Here is a 17,497-nt window from a genome sequence, read left to right as displayed (position 1 = left end):
CAGCCAGCGTGCTGGGAGGCGTCAACCAGCGGTGGTGAGTCGGCCGAGCCGCCAGTCTCCGTCGCCGACCAGCTCCAGATGACGGCCGTGGAACCGCTCGAGGGTGGAGCGGTGACTCACGCTGACCAGAATGGTGTCCGGCAGCTCGGCGCGGATCAGTTCGTAGAGCATCATCTCCAGGCCCTCGTCCATCGCTGAGGTCGATTCGTCGAGGAACACCGCCCTCGGCCGGCTCAGCAGGATGCGCGCGAACGCGATCCGCTGCTGTTCGCCCACGGAAAGCACTTTGCCCCAGTCCCGGGCTTCGTTGAGACGGATGACGAGGTGTGACAGTGCGACCTGCACCATGGCCTGCTGGATCTGCCGATCGCCGAGCTCGCCCGCGGTGTGCGGATACGACACGATGGCGCGCAGGTCCCCAAGGGGGATGTAGGGCAGCTGGGGGACGAACATCGTGTCCTCTCTGCGGGCCGGCAGCTGTACCCGGCCGGACACGAACGGCCACAGTCCGGCGAGGCTCTGCAACAGAACTGTCTTGCCGACACCCGACGGACCGCTGATCAACAACGTCTCACCGGCGTCGAGGGAGAAATCGAGCGACCGGACAAGCGGCTCGCCGTCGGGAGTGCGGACTTCGACACCGTCGACCTCGAGGCCGCCGTCCTCGGAGACGGCGGTGGTGACGGCGGTGAACGCGCGGGCACGCGAGTTCTCGTCGACCAGTCCGTCCAGGCGGATGATCGCCGCGCGATAGCTCGCGAATTGGTCGTATGCATTGCGGAAGAACGACAGCGAATCGTGGATCGAGCCGAACGCGGTGGACGATTGCCAGACGTCACCGAACGAAATCTGGTTGGCGAAAAGCCGTTGCGCCTGAACCAGCCAGGGCAGCGGATTGATCGCCTGACCCACCGACAGGTTCCAGCCCGTGAACAGCACGACGCGGTTCAGCCAGTGGCGGTAGTTGTCCATCACCGACAACAGCCGTCCGGTCAGAAGGCTGCGTTCGACGTTCTCGCCCCGATACAGGCCGATGGCAGCGCTCGCATCCCTGACCCGCACCAGGGCGTACCGGAAGGTGGCGTTGCGAAGTTCGTTCAAGAAGCTCAGCCGGATCAGCGGTCGGCCGATGACGAACGCGACGATGGTGACCACGACGACGTACGCGATGACGATCCAGAACAGCGCCTTAGGGATCGTGATGCCTGCGAACGTCAGTGGGCCGGAGAGCCGCCACAGGATCACGCCGAATGAAAACACCGACAGCACAGCTTCGACGGCGCCGAACAGCAACGTATTACCCGAGTGGTTCGCAGGGTTGTTGGGCTGGCCGCCCACATTCGCGGTGAAGATGTCGATGTCTTGCTGGATGCGTTGGTCGGGGTTGTCGATCGGCTGACGCGAAAACTGACTGCGGAAGTACGCGAAATCGCCGAGCCAGTCGTCGATGAAGCGACGGCTCAACCAGATTCGCCACCGCATGATGAACCGCTGCGTCACATACAGGTCCGCCAGCAGTCGCACGACATAGCAGGTGGCCAGGATGGCGAACACCCCCATCGTCACCCAAAACCCATGTATGCCGGTCATTCTCGAGGACTCGCCTTGGAACGCGACCTGAAGCGCCGTGAACAGATCGTTGACCTGATAGCTGAGCAGCACGCTGATGCGCACGGACACGATGCAGGACACCAGCAGCACAGCCAGCAGCGCCCATACCGGCCAGCTCTGCGTGCCCTTGAAGTACTCACCGCTCACGCGCCAGAACTGGCGCCCCCATTCGGTGAACCGTCCGATCATGACGAGCACCACAAGCAGGCACACCGCGGTGAGCGCGAACACCTCGAGCACCCACACGCTCGAGTTGGCGAATTCGTTGCCCCAGTCGATCGACGGCCTGAACGTGGTCACCCGACGACACCTCCCCGCCTGAAGGTCGCGCCCAGGTGTGACACCAGCTCGGCTGGGTCGACGTTTCCGCCGGCAAAACCCAGATAGCCGTCCGGGCGCACGACATAGGCCGACGGGCCGCAAACCTCGTATGCCTTCGCGAACTCGCCTGCGGTATCGCGAATCAACGGCAGTTCGGTGGCGGCGACGTGCGCATCCCGTGCGGCGATCAGGTACACGTCCATCCGGCCGTGGCTCGCCTCGACTGCGGCGGCCGCGGCCCGCTCGAACCGCTCGACGTCGACGGCGCCCTCGGGCGCATAGAGCAACAACGTGTGCTCGCGGCGGCCCAGCAGATCGAACAGCCGCACCGGACCGGTGACAGCGTCGCGGGTCAGGCCCGTCGCATCCGGGGCCCTGCCACCCGCGCCGTTGGCGACGATCGGGCTGCCCGCGTAGTCGATGAGCAATTGGCCTTCGCGGCGGATGACGAAGCCGGGATCGGACGAGTCGGCGCCGATGCCCTCGCGAGCACTGCGCACCGTGCGGCCGACGACCTCCTCGCCGACAGGCCGGCGTTCGGCGTCATAGCTGTCCAACAGTCCGGGAGCAGCCTGTCGCGACACCGCGAGCGCCAACTTCCACGCGAGGTTGTGCGCGTCCTGAATGCCGGTGTTCATGCCCTGCGCACCGGTCGGCGGGTGGATATGCGCGGCGTCGCCTGCGACGAATACCCGGCCGCGGCCGTAAGAGTCGACGATGCGGTGGCTGATCCGGAACACCGACGACCACCGCATGTTGCGCGCGGTCGTCGGTTCGGGGGACAGCCGGTCGAGGACGGCTTGGATGTGGCGCAGCTGCGGAGTGTCGCCTTCGCTCAACCCGTCGGGGACGAGCATCGACATGCGATAGCGGCCGCGGCCCGGCAGCGGGATGCAGACGAGCAGGTCGTCGGTCTTGCCGTCGGTCTGATGCATCGCCCGGATGCCGTAGCCCGCGGGCATGGACCAGTCCACCTCGACGTCGCCGAGCATGTACTGCTCCTCGAACGCGGCGCCCTCGAACGTCAGGCCGAGCGTCTTGCGCACGGTGCTGTGTGCGCCGTCGGCGCCGACCAGGTACGCGGCTCGCACCGTCTGCGGGCGCTGGCCGCCGTCCAGTGTGGCGGTCACGCCGTCGTCGTCCTGGGTGAACCCGGTCAGCCGAAGTCCTCGCTCGACGTGCACGCCGCGCAGGGCGAGTTCGTCGCGCAGGATCCGCTCGGTGGCGTACTGCGGGATCGCGATGAAGCCGAACGGAATATCGCCCGGCAACGTCAGGTCGAGTTGCGCGGCCTTGGCTCCGTTGACGTACACGATCTGGCCGCGCATCTGGACGGCCTCGTCCAGGATGCGGCGCAGCACGCCCATGCCTTCGAACACTTCCAGCGTACGAGGTTGCACACCAACGGCTTTCGCGTATTGGCGCGGTTCGAGCAGCGGGTCGACGATGCGGCAGCCGATGCCCCGGCGGGCGAGTTCGATGGCTGTGGTCAGCCCGATTGGCCCCGCGCCGGCAATGAGGACATCGGAGTTGGACACCGCGTGATTATGCTGCGGCCATGAGCATCGACGCTCCGGTTACGGTAAACGCCGGTCATTTGGTCGCTCGCCGGCTCAAGGCCAGCGGCATCGACACGATCTTCACCCTCTCCGGTGGGCATCTGTTCTCGATTTACGACGGCTGTCGCGCGGAGAACATCCGGCTGATCGACACCCGCCACGAACAGACCGCCGCGTTCGCCGCCGAAGGCTGGTCGAAAGTCACTCGTGTGCCAGGGGTCGCCGCACTGACCGCCGGACCGGGGGTGACCAATGGCATGAGTGCGATGGGGGCCGCCCAGCAGAACCAGTCTCCTCTGGTCGTGCTTGGTGGGCGCGCGCCAGCGCTGCGCTGGGGTCAGGGGTCGTTGCAGGAGATCGACCATGTGCCGTTCGTGGCGCCGCTGACCCGGTTCGCCGCGACGGCGCAGTCGGCCGACGCGGTCGGTCCGCTGATCGACGAGGCGCTGAAGGCTGCGGTCGGTGCGCCGTCGGGGGTGGCCTTCGTCGACTTCCCGATGGACCACGTGTTCGGCGACGCACACGACGCAGGAGGGCCCGGCGCACTTTCTGAGATGCCCGAACCCGTCGCGGCCGATGGCAACGAACTGGATATGGCCGCCCGACTGCTGGCCGAGGCGAAGCGTCCCGTGATCATGGCGGGCACCAACGTGTGGTGGGGACACGGGGAGAAGGCACTGCTGAATCTAGCTGAGTCCCTGCGTATCCCGGTGCTGATGAATGGCATGGCGCGCGGAACCGTGCCGGCCGATCACGAACTCGCGTTCTCGCGGGCGCGTTCAAAAGCGCTGGGGGAGGCCGATGTTGCGCTCGTCATCGGTGTACCGATGGACTTCCGGCTCGGCTTCGGCGGCGTGTTCGGCAAGGACACCACGCTGATCGCAGCCGACCGCGTCGCACCCGAAAGGCCCCATCCCCGTGAGGTTGCCGCGGGTCTCTATGGCGACCTGACGGCGATACTGTTGGCGTTGTCCGCCGCGAAGTCCGCCGACCACGAGACGTGGATCGGTGAACTGCGGGCGGTGGAAAGTGCCGCGCGGGCGGCCGAACAGGCGGAGCTGACCGACGACCGTACGCCGCTGCATCCGATGCGGCTCTATGCCGAGCTGGCGCCGCTGCTTGACCGCGACGCCATCGTCGTCATCGACGCGGGCGACTTCGGCTCGTATGCCGGGCGCGTGATCGACAGCTACGTGCCGGGGGCGTGGCTGGACAGCGGGCCGTTCGGCTGCCTGGGATCCGGACCGGGATATGCGTTGGCCGCCAAGCTGGCCCGCCCGGACCGCCAGGTCGTGCTGTTGCAGGGCGACGGCGCGTTCGGGTTCTCCGGGATGGAGTGGGACACGCTGGTGCGCCACGGGGTTCAGGTCGTGTCGGTGATCGGCAACAACGGAATCTGGGCGTTGGAAAAGCATCCGATGGAGATGCTGTACGGCTATTCGGTGGTGGCCGAGTTGCGGCCAGGGACGCGCTACGACGGAGTGGTGAGCGCGCTCGGCGGGCACGGCGAGCTGGTGTCGACGCCTGCCGAGGTGCGTCCCGCGCTGGAGCGTGCTTTTTCGTCGGGCCTGCCCGCGGTGGTGAATGCGCTGACCGACCCGACGGTGGCCTACCCTCGGCGCTCCAACCTCGCCTAGCGCATTTCCCGCGCGCGCCGCGAAATTCGCTGGACCCGTTCGGCATTGGGGCCCATGCTGGTGGGGTGGAGGTGCGACGACATGCGTCGGTAGACGAGTTCCGCGCAATCGCGGAGCCGGTGTACCGACGTGACCCGATCGCACACACCGTCGAGTTGACGCTGCTCGGCGCGAACAAGTTTCCCGACGATTCGTTTCTGATGACGGTGTGGGACGATGGCACCGCCGTCGGAGCCGCACTGCAAACACCGCCATATCCGTTGGCGTGCAATGGAATCCCTCTCACCGCGATGGGTGCCGTCGTCACGGACCTGGCCGCGCTGTTGCCGAATCTCGACGGCGTGCGCGGTGTCAGGAACACTGCCGTCGCGTTTGCCGACTCGTGGCGCGGTGTCACGGGGCGGGCCGCCACGATGAGCACCGAAGAGCGGCTCTATCGGTTGGGGACTCTGCGCAAGCCGAACGGTGCGGCAGGCGCAGCGCGACTCGCCACCGGTGATGACCGGGCCCGATTGTTGGATTGGGTGGAACTGTTCTTCGAGGAGACGTTCAGCCAGATTCGCGACGAGGCGGCGGGCGAGCGGTTCATCGACAAGGCGAACCAAGTCGGCGACCGGTTTGTGTTGTGGGACGTCGACGGTGACGAGGTCAGCATGGCGATGCTGCGTGCGCCGGCGGCGGGCGTTTCCCGCATCGGCCCGGTCTTCACGCCGCAGGACCGCAGGGCCCACGGGTACGGCTCGGCTGTCACCGCGGCGGCCTGCGAGCTGGCGCGCCAAAGCGGCACGCGAGACGTCGTGCTCTTCGCCGACCTGGCCAACCCGACGTCGAACGCCATTTATCAACGCATCGGCTTTGAGCCTGTCGTCGACCAAGTTCGGATCGACTTCGTCACGCTCGGCTGACTTGAGCGTGCGCGAACTCGCGACCGATGTCGGCGTGTCGTCCGCAGACACGCACGGTCGCCGTTGTTGGCGGCCGCGTACCGTGACGGTGTGGCGAAGACGAAGACCCGCACCTCAGGTCGTGTCGGCAATCGGTTCTGGAAGCTGCTCGGCGCCAGCACCGACAGGGATCAGGCGCACTCGATGGCCGAGGTGCGCACCTCAGCGGAGTTCGACGACAAGGCCGCCGAACTCGACGACGAGCAGCTGCGCAAGGCCGCCAGCCTGCTCGAACTGGAGGACCTGGCCGAATCCGCCGACATCCCACAGTTCTTGGCGATCGCGCGCGAAGCCTCCGAACGGACCACCACGCTGCGCCCGTTCGACGTCCAGCTGCAAGGCGCACTGCGGATGCTGGCCGGCGACGTGATCGAAATGGCGACCGGAGAAGGCAAGACGCTCTCAGGCGCGATCGCCGCGGCCGGCTATGCGCTCGGCGGCCGCAGCGTGCACGTCATCACGATCAACGACTACTTGGCCCGCCGCGATGCCGAATGGATGGCTCCACTCATCGAGGCTCTCGGCCTGACCGTCGGCTGGATCACCGCCGACTCGACCGCCGAGGAGCGACGCAAGGCGTACACGTGCAACGTCACCTACGCCTCGGTCAACGAGATCGGGTTCGACGTGCTGCGCGACCAGCTGGTCACCGACGTAGAAGACCTCGTCTCGCCGAACCCCGACGTGGCGCTGATCGACGAGGCCGACTCGGTGCTCGTCGACGAGGCTCTGGTGCCGCTGGTGTTGGCCGGTACATCGCATCGCGAGACACCGAAGGTGGAGATCATCCGGCTGGTCGGCGAGCTGGTCGCCGGCAAGGACTACGACACCGACGCCGACGGCCGCAACGTGCACCTGACCGAGACCGGCGCGCAGAAATTGGAAGCCAAACTCGGCGGCATCGACCTGTACTCGGAAGAACACGTCGGCACCACACTCACCGAGGTCAATGTCGCGCTGCACGCGCACGTGCTGCTGCAGCGCGACGTCCACTACATCGTCCGCGACGACGCCGTCCACCTGATCAACGCCTCCCGCGGGCGCATCGCTCAACTGCAGCGCTGGCCCGACGGCCTGCAGGCGGCGGTCGAGGCCAAGGAAGGCATCGAAACCACCGAGACCGGCGAGGTGCTCGACACCATCACGGTGCAGGCGCTGATCAACCGGTACCCGACCGTGTGCGGGATGACCGGCACCGCGCTGGCCGCAGGTGAACAGCTGCGCCAGTTCTACAAACTCGGCGTTTCGCCAATTCCGCCGAATACTCCCAACATTCGCGAAGACGAGGCCGATCGGGTGTACATCACCGCGGCGGCCAAGAACGACGCGATCGTCGAACACATCCGAGAAATCCACGAGACCCGGCAGCCCGTGCTCGTCGGTACCCGCGACGTCGCCGAATCAGAGGAGCTGCACGAGCGGCTGCTCAAACACGGCATCCCCGCCGTCGTGCTCAACGCGAAGAACGACGCCGAGGAGGCCGCCGTCATCGCCGAGGCCGGCACGCTCGGCTCCGTCACGGTGTCCACTCAGATGGCAGGCCGCGGCACCGACATCCGGCTGGGCGGCTCGGACGAATCCGACCATGACGAGGTTGCGGAGCTGGGCGGGTTGCACGTCATCGGCACCGGCCGTCACAACACCGAGCGCCTCGACAATCAGCTGCGTGGCCGCGCCGGACGACAGGGTGACCCCGGCTCGTCGGTGTTCTTCTCCAGCTGGGAAGACGACGTGGTCGTCGCTCACCTCGAGCCGAACAAGCTGCCGACCCAGACCGATGACGACGGCCGCATCGTCAGTCCCAAGGCGGCGAGCCTGCTCGACCACGCCCAGCGCGTCGCCGAGGGCAGGCTGCTCGACGTGCACGCCAACACCTGGCGCTACAACCAGCTGATCGCCCAGCAGCGCGCGATTTTGGTGGAGCGCCGCGACACGCTGCTGCGCACCCCGACGGCGCGCCAGGAGCTCGCGGAGCTGTCGCCCAAGCGCTACGAGGAGCTCGTCGACGATCTCGGTGAGGAGAAGCTGGAGAAAATCTGCAGGCTGATCATGCTGTATCACCTGGACCGTGGCTGGGCCGACCACCTGGCGTATCTGGCCGATATTCGGGAGAGCATCCACCTGCGCGCGCTCGGCCGCCAGAACCCGCTCGACGAGTTCCATCGCATGGCCGTCGATGCGTTCGCATCACTGGCCGCCGACGCGATCGAGGCCGCTCAGCAGACGTTCGACACCGCCCCATCGATCGAAGACGAGCCGGGCGTCGATCTGTCCAAGCTCGCACGGCCGACCTCGACGTGGACGTACATGGTTCACGACAACCCGCTGAACGATGACACGTTGTCAGCGCTGAGCCTGCCAGGCGTGTTCCGATAGGTTTAGCCCATGGAGGAGCCGCTGGGCCGGCGACATCAGACAGCGGCGGCGCCGACCTCAGAATCCCGGGTGCTGACGGTGCCCAACGCGCTATCCGTGCTGCGTCTGGCGCTGATCCCGGTCTTCCTCTACCTCCTGTTGGCCGTGCACGCGTACGGCTGGGCCGTCGCGATCCTGATGTTCAGCGGATTCTCCGACTGGGCCGACGGAAAAATCGCACGGCTGGTTGCCAACCAGTCGTCGCGTCTGGGCGAACTTCTCGACCCCGCGGTCGACCGCATCTACATGGTGACCGTCCCGTTGGCACTCGCGATTCACGGCGCGGTGCCGTGGTGGATCGTGCTCACGCTGATCGGGCGCGACGCCGTGCTCGCCGCGACGCTGCCGCTGCTCCGCGGCCGCGGGCTGACCGCCCTGCCGGTCACCTACATCGGCAAGGCCGCCACCTTCGCCCTGATGTCGGCCTTCCCGCTGATCCTGCTCGGCCAGTGGGACGCACTGTGGAGCCGCGTCGTCCTCGCGTGCGGTTGGGCGTTTTTGATCTGGGGGATGGCGATGTATCTGTGGTCGGGGGTGCTCTACCTCGCGCAGGTGGTGATGGTGATGCGCCGGATGCCGAAAGTCCGATCGTGAGCGGCTCACGCGAAGAGCACGGGCCGTCGAGCATGCTCGGCGGCTACGACCCCGAGGCCGGCCGCAACAGTCACGACGCCGACAAGCCGACGCTGATCCCGGTGCCCTCGTTGCTGCGGTCGCTGCTTTCCGACCATCTGGATCCCGGTTACGCCGCCGCGGCCGAGGCGAAGGCCGCCGGAAAGAGCCGGACGTGGTGGCAGGCGTGGGCATGGCAGCTCGCCGGCGCCTTCGTGATCGCGGTCGTGATCGCCGCCGCCGTCGCTCAGGCGAGGTCGACGGCGCCCGGTGTGCAGGAATCGCAGCATGTGCTGGCCGGCAGTGTGCGTTCGTTGGAAGCCAGGACCGGCGACCTCAACGGCCGCCGGGACGCGCTGGCCGCCGAGGTCGACACCGAGCGGCGCACCCGGCTCGAAGGCGACGAACGCGGTCAGCAACTGCTCGGCGATCTCGACGAGGCGAACTTCGCGGCGGCGGCCACGGCCGTGATCGGGCCGGGGCTGACGTTGACGATCACCGATCCAGGCATGTCCAAGGATCTGTCCGACGTGTCCAAGCAGCGCGTCGAGGGCAGCCAGCAGGTGATCCTGGACCGCGACCTTCAGCTCGTGGTCAACTCTCTGTGGGTCAGCGGCGCCGAGGCGATCTCGGTGGGCGGTGTGCGCATCGGCCCCAACGTGACGATCCGTCAGGCGGGCGGCGGCATCCTGGTCGACAATCAACCGATCAGCAGCCCGTACGTCATCCTCGCGGTCGGACCCCCACATGGGATGGCCGATGTGTTCGACCGAAGCCCCGGCCTTCATCGGCTCAGGCTGCTGGAGGCCTCCTACGGTGTCGGGGTGAGCGTAAGTGCGGGTGACGGTCTCACGCTGCCCGCCGGTTCGATACGAGATGTCCACTTCGCCAAGCAGATTGGGCCCTAATGATCGGACGTAGATGATCGGAATTGCTGCACTTGTCGTCGGGATCGTCCTTGGTCTGGTGTTTCACCCGAGCGTTCCCGAGGTCATCCAGCCATACCTGCCGATCGCCGTCGTTGCTGCGCTCGACGCCGTGTTCGGCGGATTGCGTGCGTATCTGGAACGCATCTTCGACTCGAAGGTGTTCGTGATCTCCTTCGTGTTCAACGTGCTTGTCGCCGCGCTGATCGTCTATGTCGGCGACCAGCTCGGCGTCGGCACGCAGCTGTCGACGGCGATCATCGTCGTGCTCGGTATCCGCATCTTCGGTAACGCAGCCGCCCTGCGGCGCAGGCTGTTCGGTGCATGACACATGAGTGAGGGCCACGGGCAGCACGAAGCGGCGGACCACCACGGCCGCCACGAGTTGCCGCCCGACGAGCCGTCACCTCAGATCGGCGAGTTGCAACCGGGCGGCGTGAAAGGTGTGGTGCGACGGGGCCGCTCGCAGATCGCCTTCGGGGCGCTGGCGGTGTTGCTGTGTGTGCTGCTCGGGGTCGCGATCGTCACGCAGGTGCGGCAGAACGAATCCGGCGACTCACTGGAAACCGCGCGGCCGGCCGATCTGCTGGTGTTGCTGGATTCGCTGCAACAGCGTGAGGCCGCGCTCAACACCGAAGTGACCGATCTGCAGCGAACCCTGGCCCAGCTGCAGGCCTCCGGCAATAGCGACCAGGCCGCCATCGAGAACGCGCAGGCTCGCCTTGCGGCGCTGTCGATCCTGATCGGCACGGTCGCCGCGACGGGTCCCGGCGTGACGCTGACAATCGAGGACAGGGCGCCGGGCATCCCGCCGGAGACCATGCTCGACGTGATCAACGAGCTACGCGCCGCGGGCGCCGAGGCGATGGAAATCCGGGGCGGGCAAACCGCCGTGCGCGTCGGGGTGGACACCTGGGTGGTCGGCAACCCCGGCGCCCTGGTTGTCGACAACGCGACGCTGAACCCCCCGTATACCGTTGCGGCCATTGGTGATCCACCGACGCTGGCTGCGGCGATGAACATCCCGGGCGGGGCGACGGACAGCATCAAGCGCGTGGGCGGCACGATGGTGGTACAACAGTCCGACCGCGTGGACATAACCTCCTTGCGGCAACCGAAACCCCGCCAATACGCTCAGCCAGTCAAATGAACCTGTGGCACATCGAGCGACAGAACTAGGAGCGCCGTGAGCGAAATCCCAGCCGACCTGTACTACACCGAAGAACACGAGTGGGTGCAGCGCACCGGCGACGACACCGTACGGGTCGGCATCACCGATTACGCCCAGTCGGCCCTCGGCGATGTGGTGTTCGTCCAGCTACCCGATGTCGGCGCCGACGTGACCGCAGGCGAATCCTTCGGCGAAGTGGAATCGACCAAATCGGTGTCGGACCTTTACGCGCCCGTCAGTGCGAAAGTCGTTGCGGTCAACGGTGATCTGGAAGGCAACCCGCAGTTGGTCAACTCGGATCCCTACGGGGAAGGCTGGCTCGTCGACCTGCAAATCGACGCCGCCGCCTTGGAGGACGGATTACGCGGGTTGCTTGATGCGGACGGCTACCGCACCACGGTGACCGAATGACGAATTGTTAGGGTTTCACCCGACCGGACATCAACGTAGGGCTGATCCGGCGGTGGTGGACACAATCACGTCCACTGCGCGGTACGGTCGACACCAGACGAAATGACGGCTGGGGGGCCCGGCCTGATATCGCCACAAGCAGCCAGTGAGGAGCAGCGGGTGACGGATAAGGACAACGACCAGACGTCTGACGAAGTCACTGTGGAGACGACATCGGTTTTCCGCGCCGACTTCCTCAACGAGCTGGATGCCCCGGCCGCCGCGGGTACCGAAGGCGCGGTCTCCGGGGTGGAGGGGCTGCCCGTCGGGTCAGCCCTGCTCGTCGTCAAGCGTGGGCCCAACGCAGGCTCGCGATTCCTGCTCGATCAGCCCACCACCTCGGCGGGCCGACATCCCGACAGCGACATCTTCCTGGACGACGTCACCGTCAGCCGCCGCCACGCCGAGTTCCGCCTCGAGGGCGGCGAGTTTCAGGTGGTCGACGTCGGCAGCCTCAACGGCACCTACGTCAACCGTGAACCCGTCGACTCGGCGGTGCTGGCTAACGGCGACGAAGTACAAATCGGCAAGTTCCGCCTGGTGTTTCTCACCGGGCCCAAGGGCGACGACGACAGCGGTCCGGGCAGCTAGCGATGACCGCCCCCGACACCTCCGCGCTCACCGGGATGTCGATCGGAGCGGTCCTCGATCTGCTGCGAGGCGACTTCCCGGATGTGACCATCTCCAAGATTCGTTTCCTGGAGGCCGAGGGACTGGTCACACCTGAGCGCACACCGTCGGGATATCGACGATTCACCGCCTACGACTGTGCGCGCCTGCGGTTCATTCTGACCGCGCAGCGCGACCAATATCTGCCGTTGAAGGTCATCAAGGCCCAACTGGACGCCCAGCCCGACGGTGAACTGCCGCAGACTGGATCCGCTTACGGCGTACCGCGTTTGGTGCCGGTCGATGCCGTGTCGGACGACGACGGCCCTTCCGCCGTCGCGCCCACCCAGGTGCGGTTGCGACGCGAAGATTTGCGGTCGAGATCGGGCGTCGACGACGCACTGCTGACGGAGCTGATCAAGGCCGGAGTGATCACCACCGGTCCCGCCGGGTTCTTCGACGAGCATTCGGTTGTTATCGCGCAGTGCGCGCGGGCGCTGTCGGAATACGGTGTGGAACCGCGACACCTGCGGGCATTCCGCTCTGCGGCCGACCGCCAGTCCGACCTGATCGCCCAGATCGCGGGTCCGGTGGTCAAGGCGGGCAAGGCCGGAGCGCGTGACCGTGCCGACGATCTCGCGCGCGAGGTGGCTGCCCTTGCGATCACGCTGCACACGTCCTTGATCAAGTCGGCCGTGCGCGACGTTCTTGATCGCTGAGGATTAGACTCGCGGTTGACGGCTTCTTGGTGCGGAGGGCAGACACAGATGGGTGAAGTTCGTGTGGTCGGCATTCGCGTGGAACAGCCTCAGAACCAGCCGGTTTTGTTGCTCCGAGAGGCAAATGGCGACCGCTACCTACCGATCTGGATCGGCCAGTCGGAGGCGGCTGCAATCGCGCTCGAGCAGCAGGGCGTCGAGACCCCGCGGCCACTGACGCACGATCTGATCCGAGATCTGATTGCGGCGCTTGGCCATTCGCTCAAAGAAGTTCGCATCGTCGACCTCCAGGAGGGCACCTTCTACGCGGATCTGATTTTCGACCGCGACATCAAGGTGTCGGCGCGGCCGTCGGACTCGGTGGCCATCGCGCTGCGGGTCGGTGTGCCGATCTACGTCGAGGAAGCCGTGCTGGCCGAGGCCGGTCTGCTGATCCCCGACGAGAGTGACGATGAGCCCGCGGGCGCCGTCCGCGAGGACGAAGTGGAGAAGTTCAAAGAGTTTCTCGACAGTGTGTCGCCCGACGATTTCAAGGCCACCTAGAGCGGTTTTCGCTAGGGCCGTTTGTCACGGATACGTCTCGTCGCCCTCGACACGCGGCGCGCGTTTCCGTCAACAGTGAATCGGGCAGCCATACTTTGAGTGCGACGAGCAGTCACGGCTCGGCGGAAAGCGTATGCTCGACACATTCGAGCTTTGGCAAACGCGCTGCTGTGCAGGTCGAGAGATGCCGGTTCGATCGGCGAGAGGATTCGAGAGTGGGAGACACACCACGTCAAGAGCAGCTGGAGCTGTCCACCGACGGTCGGCCCTCAGAGTCGCCGGCCGAAGCGCCCAGCGAACCCGTGCAGGCCGGTCTGTTCCCCGATAACTCGGTTCCCGACGAGCTTGTCGGCTACCGCGGGCCCAGCGCCTGCCAGATCGCCGGCATCACGTACCGCCAGCTGGACTACTGGGCGCGCACCTCGCTGGTCGTCCCGTCGATCCGCAGCGCTGCCGGTTCGGGCAGCCAGCGGCTCTATTCGTTCAAGGACATCCTGGTCCTCAAGATCGTCAAACGGCTGCTGGACACCGGCATCTCGCTGCACAACATCCGCGTCGCCGTTGACCATCTCCGTCAGCGCGGGGTGCGCGACCTCGCCAACATCACGCTGTTCTCCGACGGCACCACGGTTTACGAGTGCACCTCCGCCGAGGAAGTCGTCGACCTGCTGCAGGGTGGCCAGGGCGTGTTCGGGATCGCCGTTTCCGGCGCGATGCGGGAACTGACCGGCGCGATCGCCGATTTCCCCGGTGAGCGTGCCGACGGCGGCGAGTCGATCGCCGCACCCGAGGACGAGCTGGCCTCGCGGCGCAAGCACCGCGACCGCAAGATCGGCTGATAAGCCCGTTTCGATGCGCGGACGGTAGAATCGTCCGCGCATCGCCCTTGTGCGGGAGAGTTCCGTGACCGCCAGCCACGGACGCCGAAGGAGCAACACCTCTCCGTCAACCTCTCAGGCACCCAGGACCGCGCAGGGTCACGATGCCTCTGGAAAGTGGTAAGCCCACCTCTTTGGGGGCGGCCTACCCGCCCATGGGGAAAGGTGCCGTCGCGCGCCGAATCTCTCAGGCGCCCGGAACGGGTTGACGACAGAGGGGGAGGGACCAAGCGGTTCGCGCCCTGACGCGTCGGGAGTCCTCACCAGTGTTCGATCACAACCAGCCCAGCTTCGCCGACCGACACATCGGCCCGGACGCGGACGCCGTCGGGACCATGCTCAAGACCATCGGCGTGGGCTCACTCGACGAACTCGCCGACAAGGCCCTGCCTGCCGGCATCCTCGACGCGCTGTCCACCGACGGCATCGCGCCAGGCCTCGAGGTGTTGCCGCCGGCCGCGAGTGAGGCCGAGGCGCTCGCCGAGCTGCGCGCGCTGGCCGACGCGAACACCGTCGCGGTGTCGATGATCGGTCAGGGCTACTTCGACACGCTTACCCCACCGGTGTTGCGCCGCAACATACTTGAGAACCCTGCGTGGTACACCGCCTACACGCCGTACCAGCCGGAGATCAGCCAAGGCCGGCTGGAGGCGCTGCTGAACTTCCAGACCATGGTGTCCGACCTGACCGGCCTCGAGGTCGCCAACGCGTCGATGCTCGACGAGGGCACGGCCGCCGCCGAGGCGATGACGTTGATGCACCGGGCGGTGCGCGGCTCGTCGCACCGGTTGGCAGTCGACGCCGACGTCTACCGGCAGACCGCCGCGGTGCTGGCCACCCGCGCCGAACCGCTTGGCATCGAGATCGTCACCGCCGACCTGCGTAACGGCCTGCCCGACGGCGACTTCTTCGGCGTCATCACGCAGTTGCCCGGCGCCAGCGGCGCGGTGGTCGACTGGTCCGCGCTGATCGCGTCGGCGCACGAACGGGGTGCGCTGGTGGCGGTCGGGGCCGACCTGCTGGCGCTGACGCTGATCACCCCGCCAGGGGAGATCGGGGCCGACGTCGCATTCGGCAGCACGCAAAGATTCGGTGTGCCAATGGGATTCGGTGGCCCACACGCCGGCTACCTGGCGGTGCACTCCAAGCATGCTCGTCAGCTGCCCGGCCGTCTGGTGGGGGTGTCACTCGACGCCGACGGCGCGCCGGCGTACCGGCTGGCGCTGCAGACTCGCGAGCAGCACATCCGCCGCGACAAAGCGACAAGCAATATCTGCACCGCGCAGGTGCTGCTTGCGGTGATCGCGGCGATGTACGCGAGCTATCACGGCGCCGACGGCCTGGCGGGAATCGCCCGCCGGGTGCATGCCCACGCCGAGGCGATCGCTGGCGGGCTTGGCGATGCAGTGGTGCATGACGCGTTCTTCGACACCGTGCTGGCTCGCGTGCCTGGCCGGGCCGACGACGTGATCGCGGCGGCCAAGGCCAAGGGTGTCAACCTGTGGCGTGTCGACGGCGATCACGTGTCGGTGTCGTGCGACGAGGCGACGACGGACGAGCATGTCGCTGCGGTTCTGGAAGCCTTCGGGGCGAGTGCCGCTGAACCCATGCGCGCTGACATCGCTACGCGGACTTCGGAGTACTTGACGCATCCGGCGTTCACGAAATACCGCACGGAAACCGAAATGATGCGGTACCTACGGTCGCTGGCCGACAAGGATATTGCCTTGGACCGCAGCATGATTCCGCTGGGCTCGTGCACGATGAAGCTGAACGCGGCGGCCGAGATGGAGCCCATCACCTGGCCGGAGTTCGCCCGCCAACATCCGTTCGCGCCGGCATCGGACACGCCCGGGTTGCGCAAGCTGATCGCGGATCTGGAGACGTGGCTGACTGGGCTCACCGGTTACGACGCGGTGTCGCTGCAGCCCAACGCCGGTTCTCAGGGGGAGTACGCGGGTCTGCTGGCGATTCAGGCGTATCACGCCGAGCGCGGCGAGCCCGGCCGCGACGTGTGCCTGATCCCGTCGAGTGCGCACGGCACCAATGCGGCGTCGGCGGCGCTGGCCGGAATGCGGGTCGTGGTGGTGGCCTGCCGCGCCAATGGTGACGTCGACCTCGACGACCTGCGGGCGAAGGTGGCAGAGAACGCGGATCGCCTGTCCGCGTTGATGATTACCTATCCGTCGACCCATGGCGTGTTCGAGCACGACATCGCAGACATCGGCGCGGCTGTGCACGACGTCGGCGGGCAGGTGTACGTCGACGGCGCGAACCTCAACGCGTTGGTGGGCCTGGCGCGGCCAGGGCGGTTCGGCGGCGACGTCAGCCATCTCAATCTGCACAAGACGTTCTGCATTCCGCACGGTGGCGGCGGCCCCGGCGTGGGCCCGGTGGCGGTGCGCGAGCACTTGGCGAAGTACCTGCCCGGTCATCCGCTGGCCGAGGAACTGCCGGAGCGCTACACGGTGTCGTCGGCGCCGTACGGGTCGGCGTCGATTCTGCCGATCACCTGGGCCTACATCAGGATGATGGGCGCGGGCGGTCTGCGGGCGGCGTCGTTGACGGCGATCGCGTCGGCGAACTACATCGCCCGGCGGCTGGATGAGTACTATCCGGTGCTGTACACGGGTGAGAACGGCATGGTCGCGCACGAGTGCATCCTGGACCTGCGCGGCATCACGAAGGCCACCGGCGTCACCGTCGACGATGTGGCAAAGCGCTTGGCGGACTACGGTTTTCACGCACCGACGATGAGCTTCCCCGTCGCGGGCACGCTGATGGTGGAGCCGACCGAGAGCGAGAGCCTGGCCGAGGTGGACGCGTTCTGCGACGCGATGATCGCGATTCGCGGCGAGATCGACCAGGTGGGCGCAGGGACGTGGAGCGTCGACGACAACCCGCTGCGCGGTGCGCCGCACACGGCGGAGTGCCTGTTGGTGGCCGACTGGGATCACCCGTATACCCGCGAACAGGCGGCGTATCCGCTGGGCAAGGGTTTCCGGCCGAAGGTGTGGCCGCCGGTGCGCCGGATCGACGGCGCCTACGGCGACCGGAACCTGGTGTGTTCGTGCCCGCCGGTAGAGGCATTCGCCTAGCCTG

Annotated in this window: 15 protein-coding genes and 2 riboswitches; of the genes, 13 read left to right on the top strand and 2 right to left on the bottom strand. The window is 66.8% G+C overall.

Features of this window, described 5'->3' with window-relative positions:
* Positions 1–21: 21 nt before the first annotated feature.
* Positions 22–1,911: an ABC transporter ATP-binding protein/permease gene (locus ACWW36_RS25310; RefSeq protein WP_456138687.1), complete on the bottom strand. Its 1,890-nt coding sequence runs from the start codon at positions 1,909–1,911 to the stop codon at positions 22–24.
* On the bottom strand, positions 1,908–3,470 hold the full coding sequence (locus tag ACWW36_RS25305) for an FAD-dependent monooxygenase (protein WP_456138686.1): 1,563 nt from the start codon (positions 3,468–3,470) through the stop codon (positions 1,908–1,910). Before ACWW36_RS25305 ends, ACWW36_RS25310 begins: the two co-directional genes overlap by 4 nt.
* Before the next feature lie 20 nt (positions 3,471–3,490).
* Between ACWW36_RS25305 and ACWW36_RS25300 the strand changes: the two genes are divergently transcribed.
* From ACWW36_RS25300 to gcvP, 13 genes are all read left to right on the top strand, one after another.
* Complete coding sequence (locus ACWW36_RS25300) at positions 3,491–5,128, top strand: acetolactate synthase (protein ID WP_456138685.1); 1,638 nt, start codon at positions 3,491–3,493, stop codon at positions 5,126–5,128.
* 65 nt (positions 5,129–5,193) lie between these two features.
* A complete protein-coding gene (locus ACWW36_RS25295) occupies positions 5,194–6,033 on the top strand; it encodes a GNAT family N-acetyltransferase (protein WP_456138684.1) in 840 nt (279 codons plus the stop codon).
* Between the two features lie 90 nt (positions 6,034–6,123).
* Positions 6,124–8,448 (top strand): accessory Sec system translocase SecA2, encoded by a 2,325-nt coding sequence (secA2, locus tag ACWW36_RS25290; protein WP_456138683.1) that lies wholly within the window; start codon positions 6,124–6,126, stop codon positions 8,446–8,448.
* A gap of 9 nt (positions 8,449–8,457) precedes the next feature.
* The gene (locus tag ACWW36_RS25285) at positions 8,458–9,081 is read left to right on the top strand and encodes a CDP-alcohol phosphatidyltransferase family protein (protein WP_456138682.1); all 624 of its coding nucleotides are present in this window, start codon (positions 8,458–8,460) and stop codon (positions 9,079–9,081) included.
* Positions 9,082–9,113: 32 nt separating this feature from the next.
* Positions 9,114–10,007, top strand: coding sequence for a DUF881 domain-containing protein (locus tag ACWW36_RS25280; protein ID WP_456142619.1), 894 nt, complete (start codon positions 9,114–9,116; stop codon positions 10,005–10,007).
* Between the two features lie 13 nt (positions 10,008–10,020).
* Positions 10,021–10,353 (top strand): small basic family protein, encoded by a 333-nt coding sequence (locus ACWW36_RS25275; RefSeq protein WP_067800834.1) that lies wholly within the window; start codon positions 10,021–10,023, stop codon positions 10,351–10,353.
* 3 nt (positions 10,354–10,356) lie between these two features.
* On the top strand, positions 10,357–11,175 hold the full coding sequence (locus ACWW36_RS25270) for a DUF881 domain-containing protein (protein WP_456138681.1): 819 nt from the start codon (positions 10,357–10,359) through the stop codon (positions 11,173–11,175).
* A 36-nt stretch (positions 11,176–11,211) separates the two neighbouring features.
* Positions 11,212–11,607, top strand: a complete 396-nt coding sequence (gene gcvH / locus ACWW36_RS25265) for a glycine cleavage system protein GcvH (protein WP_456138680.1) — start codon at positions 11,212–11,214, stop codon at positions 11,605–11,607.
* Positions 11,608–11,766: 159 nt separating this feature from the next.
* Complete coding sequence (gene garA, locus ACWW36_RS25260) at positions 11,767–12,237, top strand: glycogen accumulation regulator GarA (RefSeq protein WP_456138679.1); 471 nt, start codon at positions 11,767–11,769, stop codon at positions 12,235–12,237.
* A 2-nt stretch (positions 12,238–12,239) separates the two neighbouring features.
* Positions 12,240–12,974 carry a transcriptional regulator FtsR gene (gene ftsR / locus ACWW36_RS25255; protein WP_456138678.1) on the top strand — a complete coding sequence of 245 codons (735 nt, stop codon included), beginning with the start codon at positions 12,240–12,242 and terminating at the stop codon, positions 12,972–12,974.
* A gap of 48 nt (positions 12,975–13,022) precedes the next feature.
* Complete coding sequence (locus tag ACWW36_RS25250) at positions 13,023–13,517, top strand: bifunctional nuclease family protein (RefSeq protein ID WP_456138677.1); 495 nt, start codon at positions 13,023–13,025, stop codon at positions 13,515–13,517.
* Positions 13,518–13,732: 215 nt separating this feature from the next.
* Positions 13,733–14,356 (top strand): MerR family transcriptional regulator, encoded by a 624-nt coding sequence (locus ACWW36_RS25245; protein ID WP_456138676.1) that lies wholly within the window; start codon positions 13,733–13,735, stop codon positions 14,354–14,356.
* 42 nt (positions 14,357–14,398) lie between these two features.
* Positions 14,399–14,497, top strand: a riboswitch (glycine riboswitch).
* A riboswitch (glycine riboswitch) is annotated at positions 14,498–14,620 on the top strand. It begins immediately after the preceding riboswitch.
* A gap of 41 nt (positions 14,621–14,661) precedes the next feature.
* Positions 14,662–17,493 (top strand): aminomethyl-transferring glycine dehydrogenase, encoded by a 2,832-nt coding sequence (gene gcvP, locus ACWW36_RS25240; protein ID WP_456138675.1) that lies wholly within the window; start codon positions 14,662–14,664, stop codon positions 17,491–17,493.
* The last annotated feature ends 4 nt before the right edge of the window (positions 17,494–17,497 follow it).

The organism is Mycobacterium sp. MMS18-G62 (assembly GCF_053877835.1).
The sequence above is the reverse complement of the archived record's forward strand: the minus strand, read 5'-3'. Positions and strand labels throughout refer to the sequence as shown.

Excerpts from the sequence above, each read along its gene's own strand:
- ACWW36_RS25300 (WP_456138685.1), top strand. The coding sequence starts at position 3,491 with ATGAGCATCGACGCTCCGGTTACGGTAAACGCCGGTCATTTGGTCGCT.
- ACWW36_RS25285 (WP_456138682.1), top strand. The coding sequence starts at position 8,458 with ATGGAGGAGCCGCTGGGCCGGCGACATCAGACAGCGGCGGCGCCGACC.
- ACWW36_RS25280 (WP_456142619.1), top strand. The coding sequence starts at position 9,114 with ATGCTCGGCGGCTACGACCCCGAGGCCGGCCGCAACAGTCACGACGCC.
- ACWW36_RS25275 (WP_067800834.1), top strand. The coding sequence starts at position 10,021 with ATGATCGGAATTGCTGCACTTGTCGTCGGGATCGTCCTTGGTCTGGTG.
- ACWW36_RS25270 (WP_456138681.1), top strand. The coding sequence starts at position 10,357 with ATGAGTGAGGGCCACGGGCAGCACGAAGCGGCGGACCACCACGGCCGC.
- ftsR (WP_456138678.1), top strand. The coding sequence starts at position 12,240 with ATGACCGCCCCCGACACCTCCGCGCTCACCGGGATGTCGATCGGAGCG.
- ACWW36_RS25250 (WP_456138677.1), top strand. The coding sequence starts at position 13,023 with ATGGGTGAAGTTCGTGTGGTCGGCATTCGCGTGGAACAGCCTCAGAAC.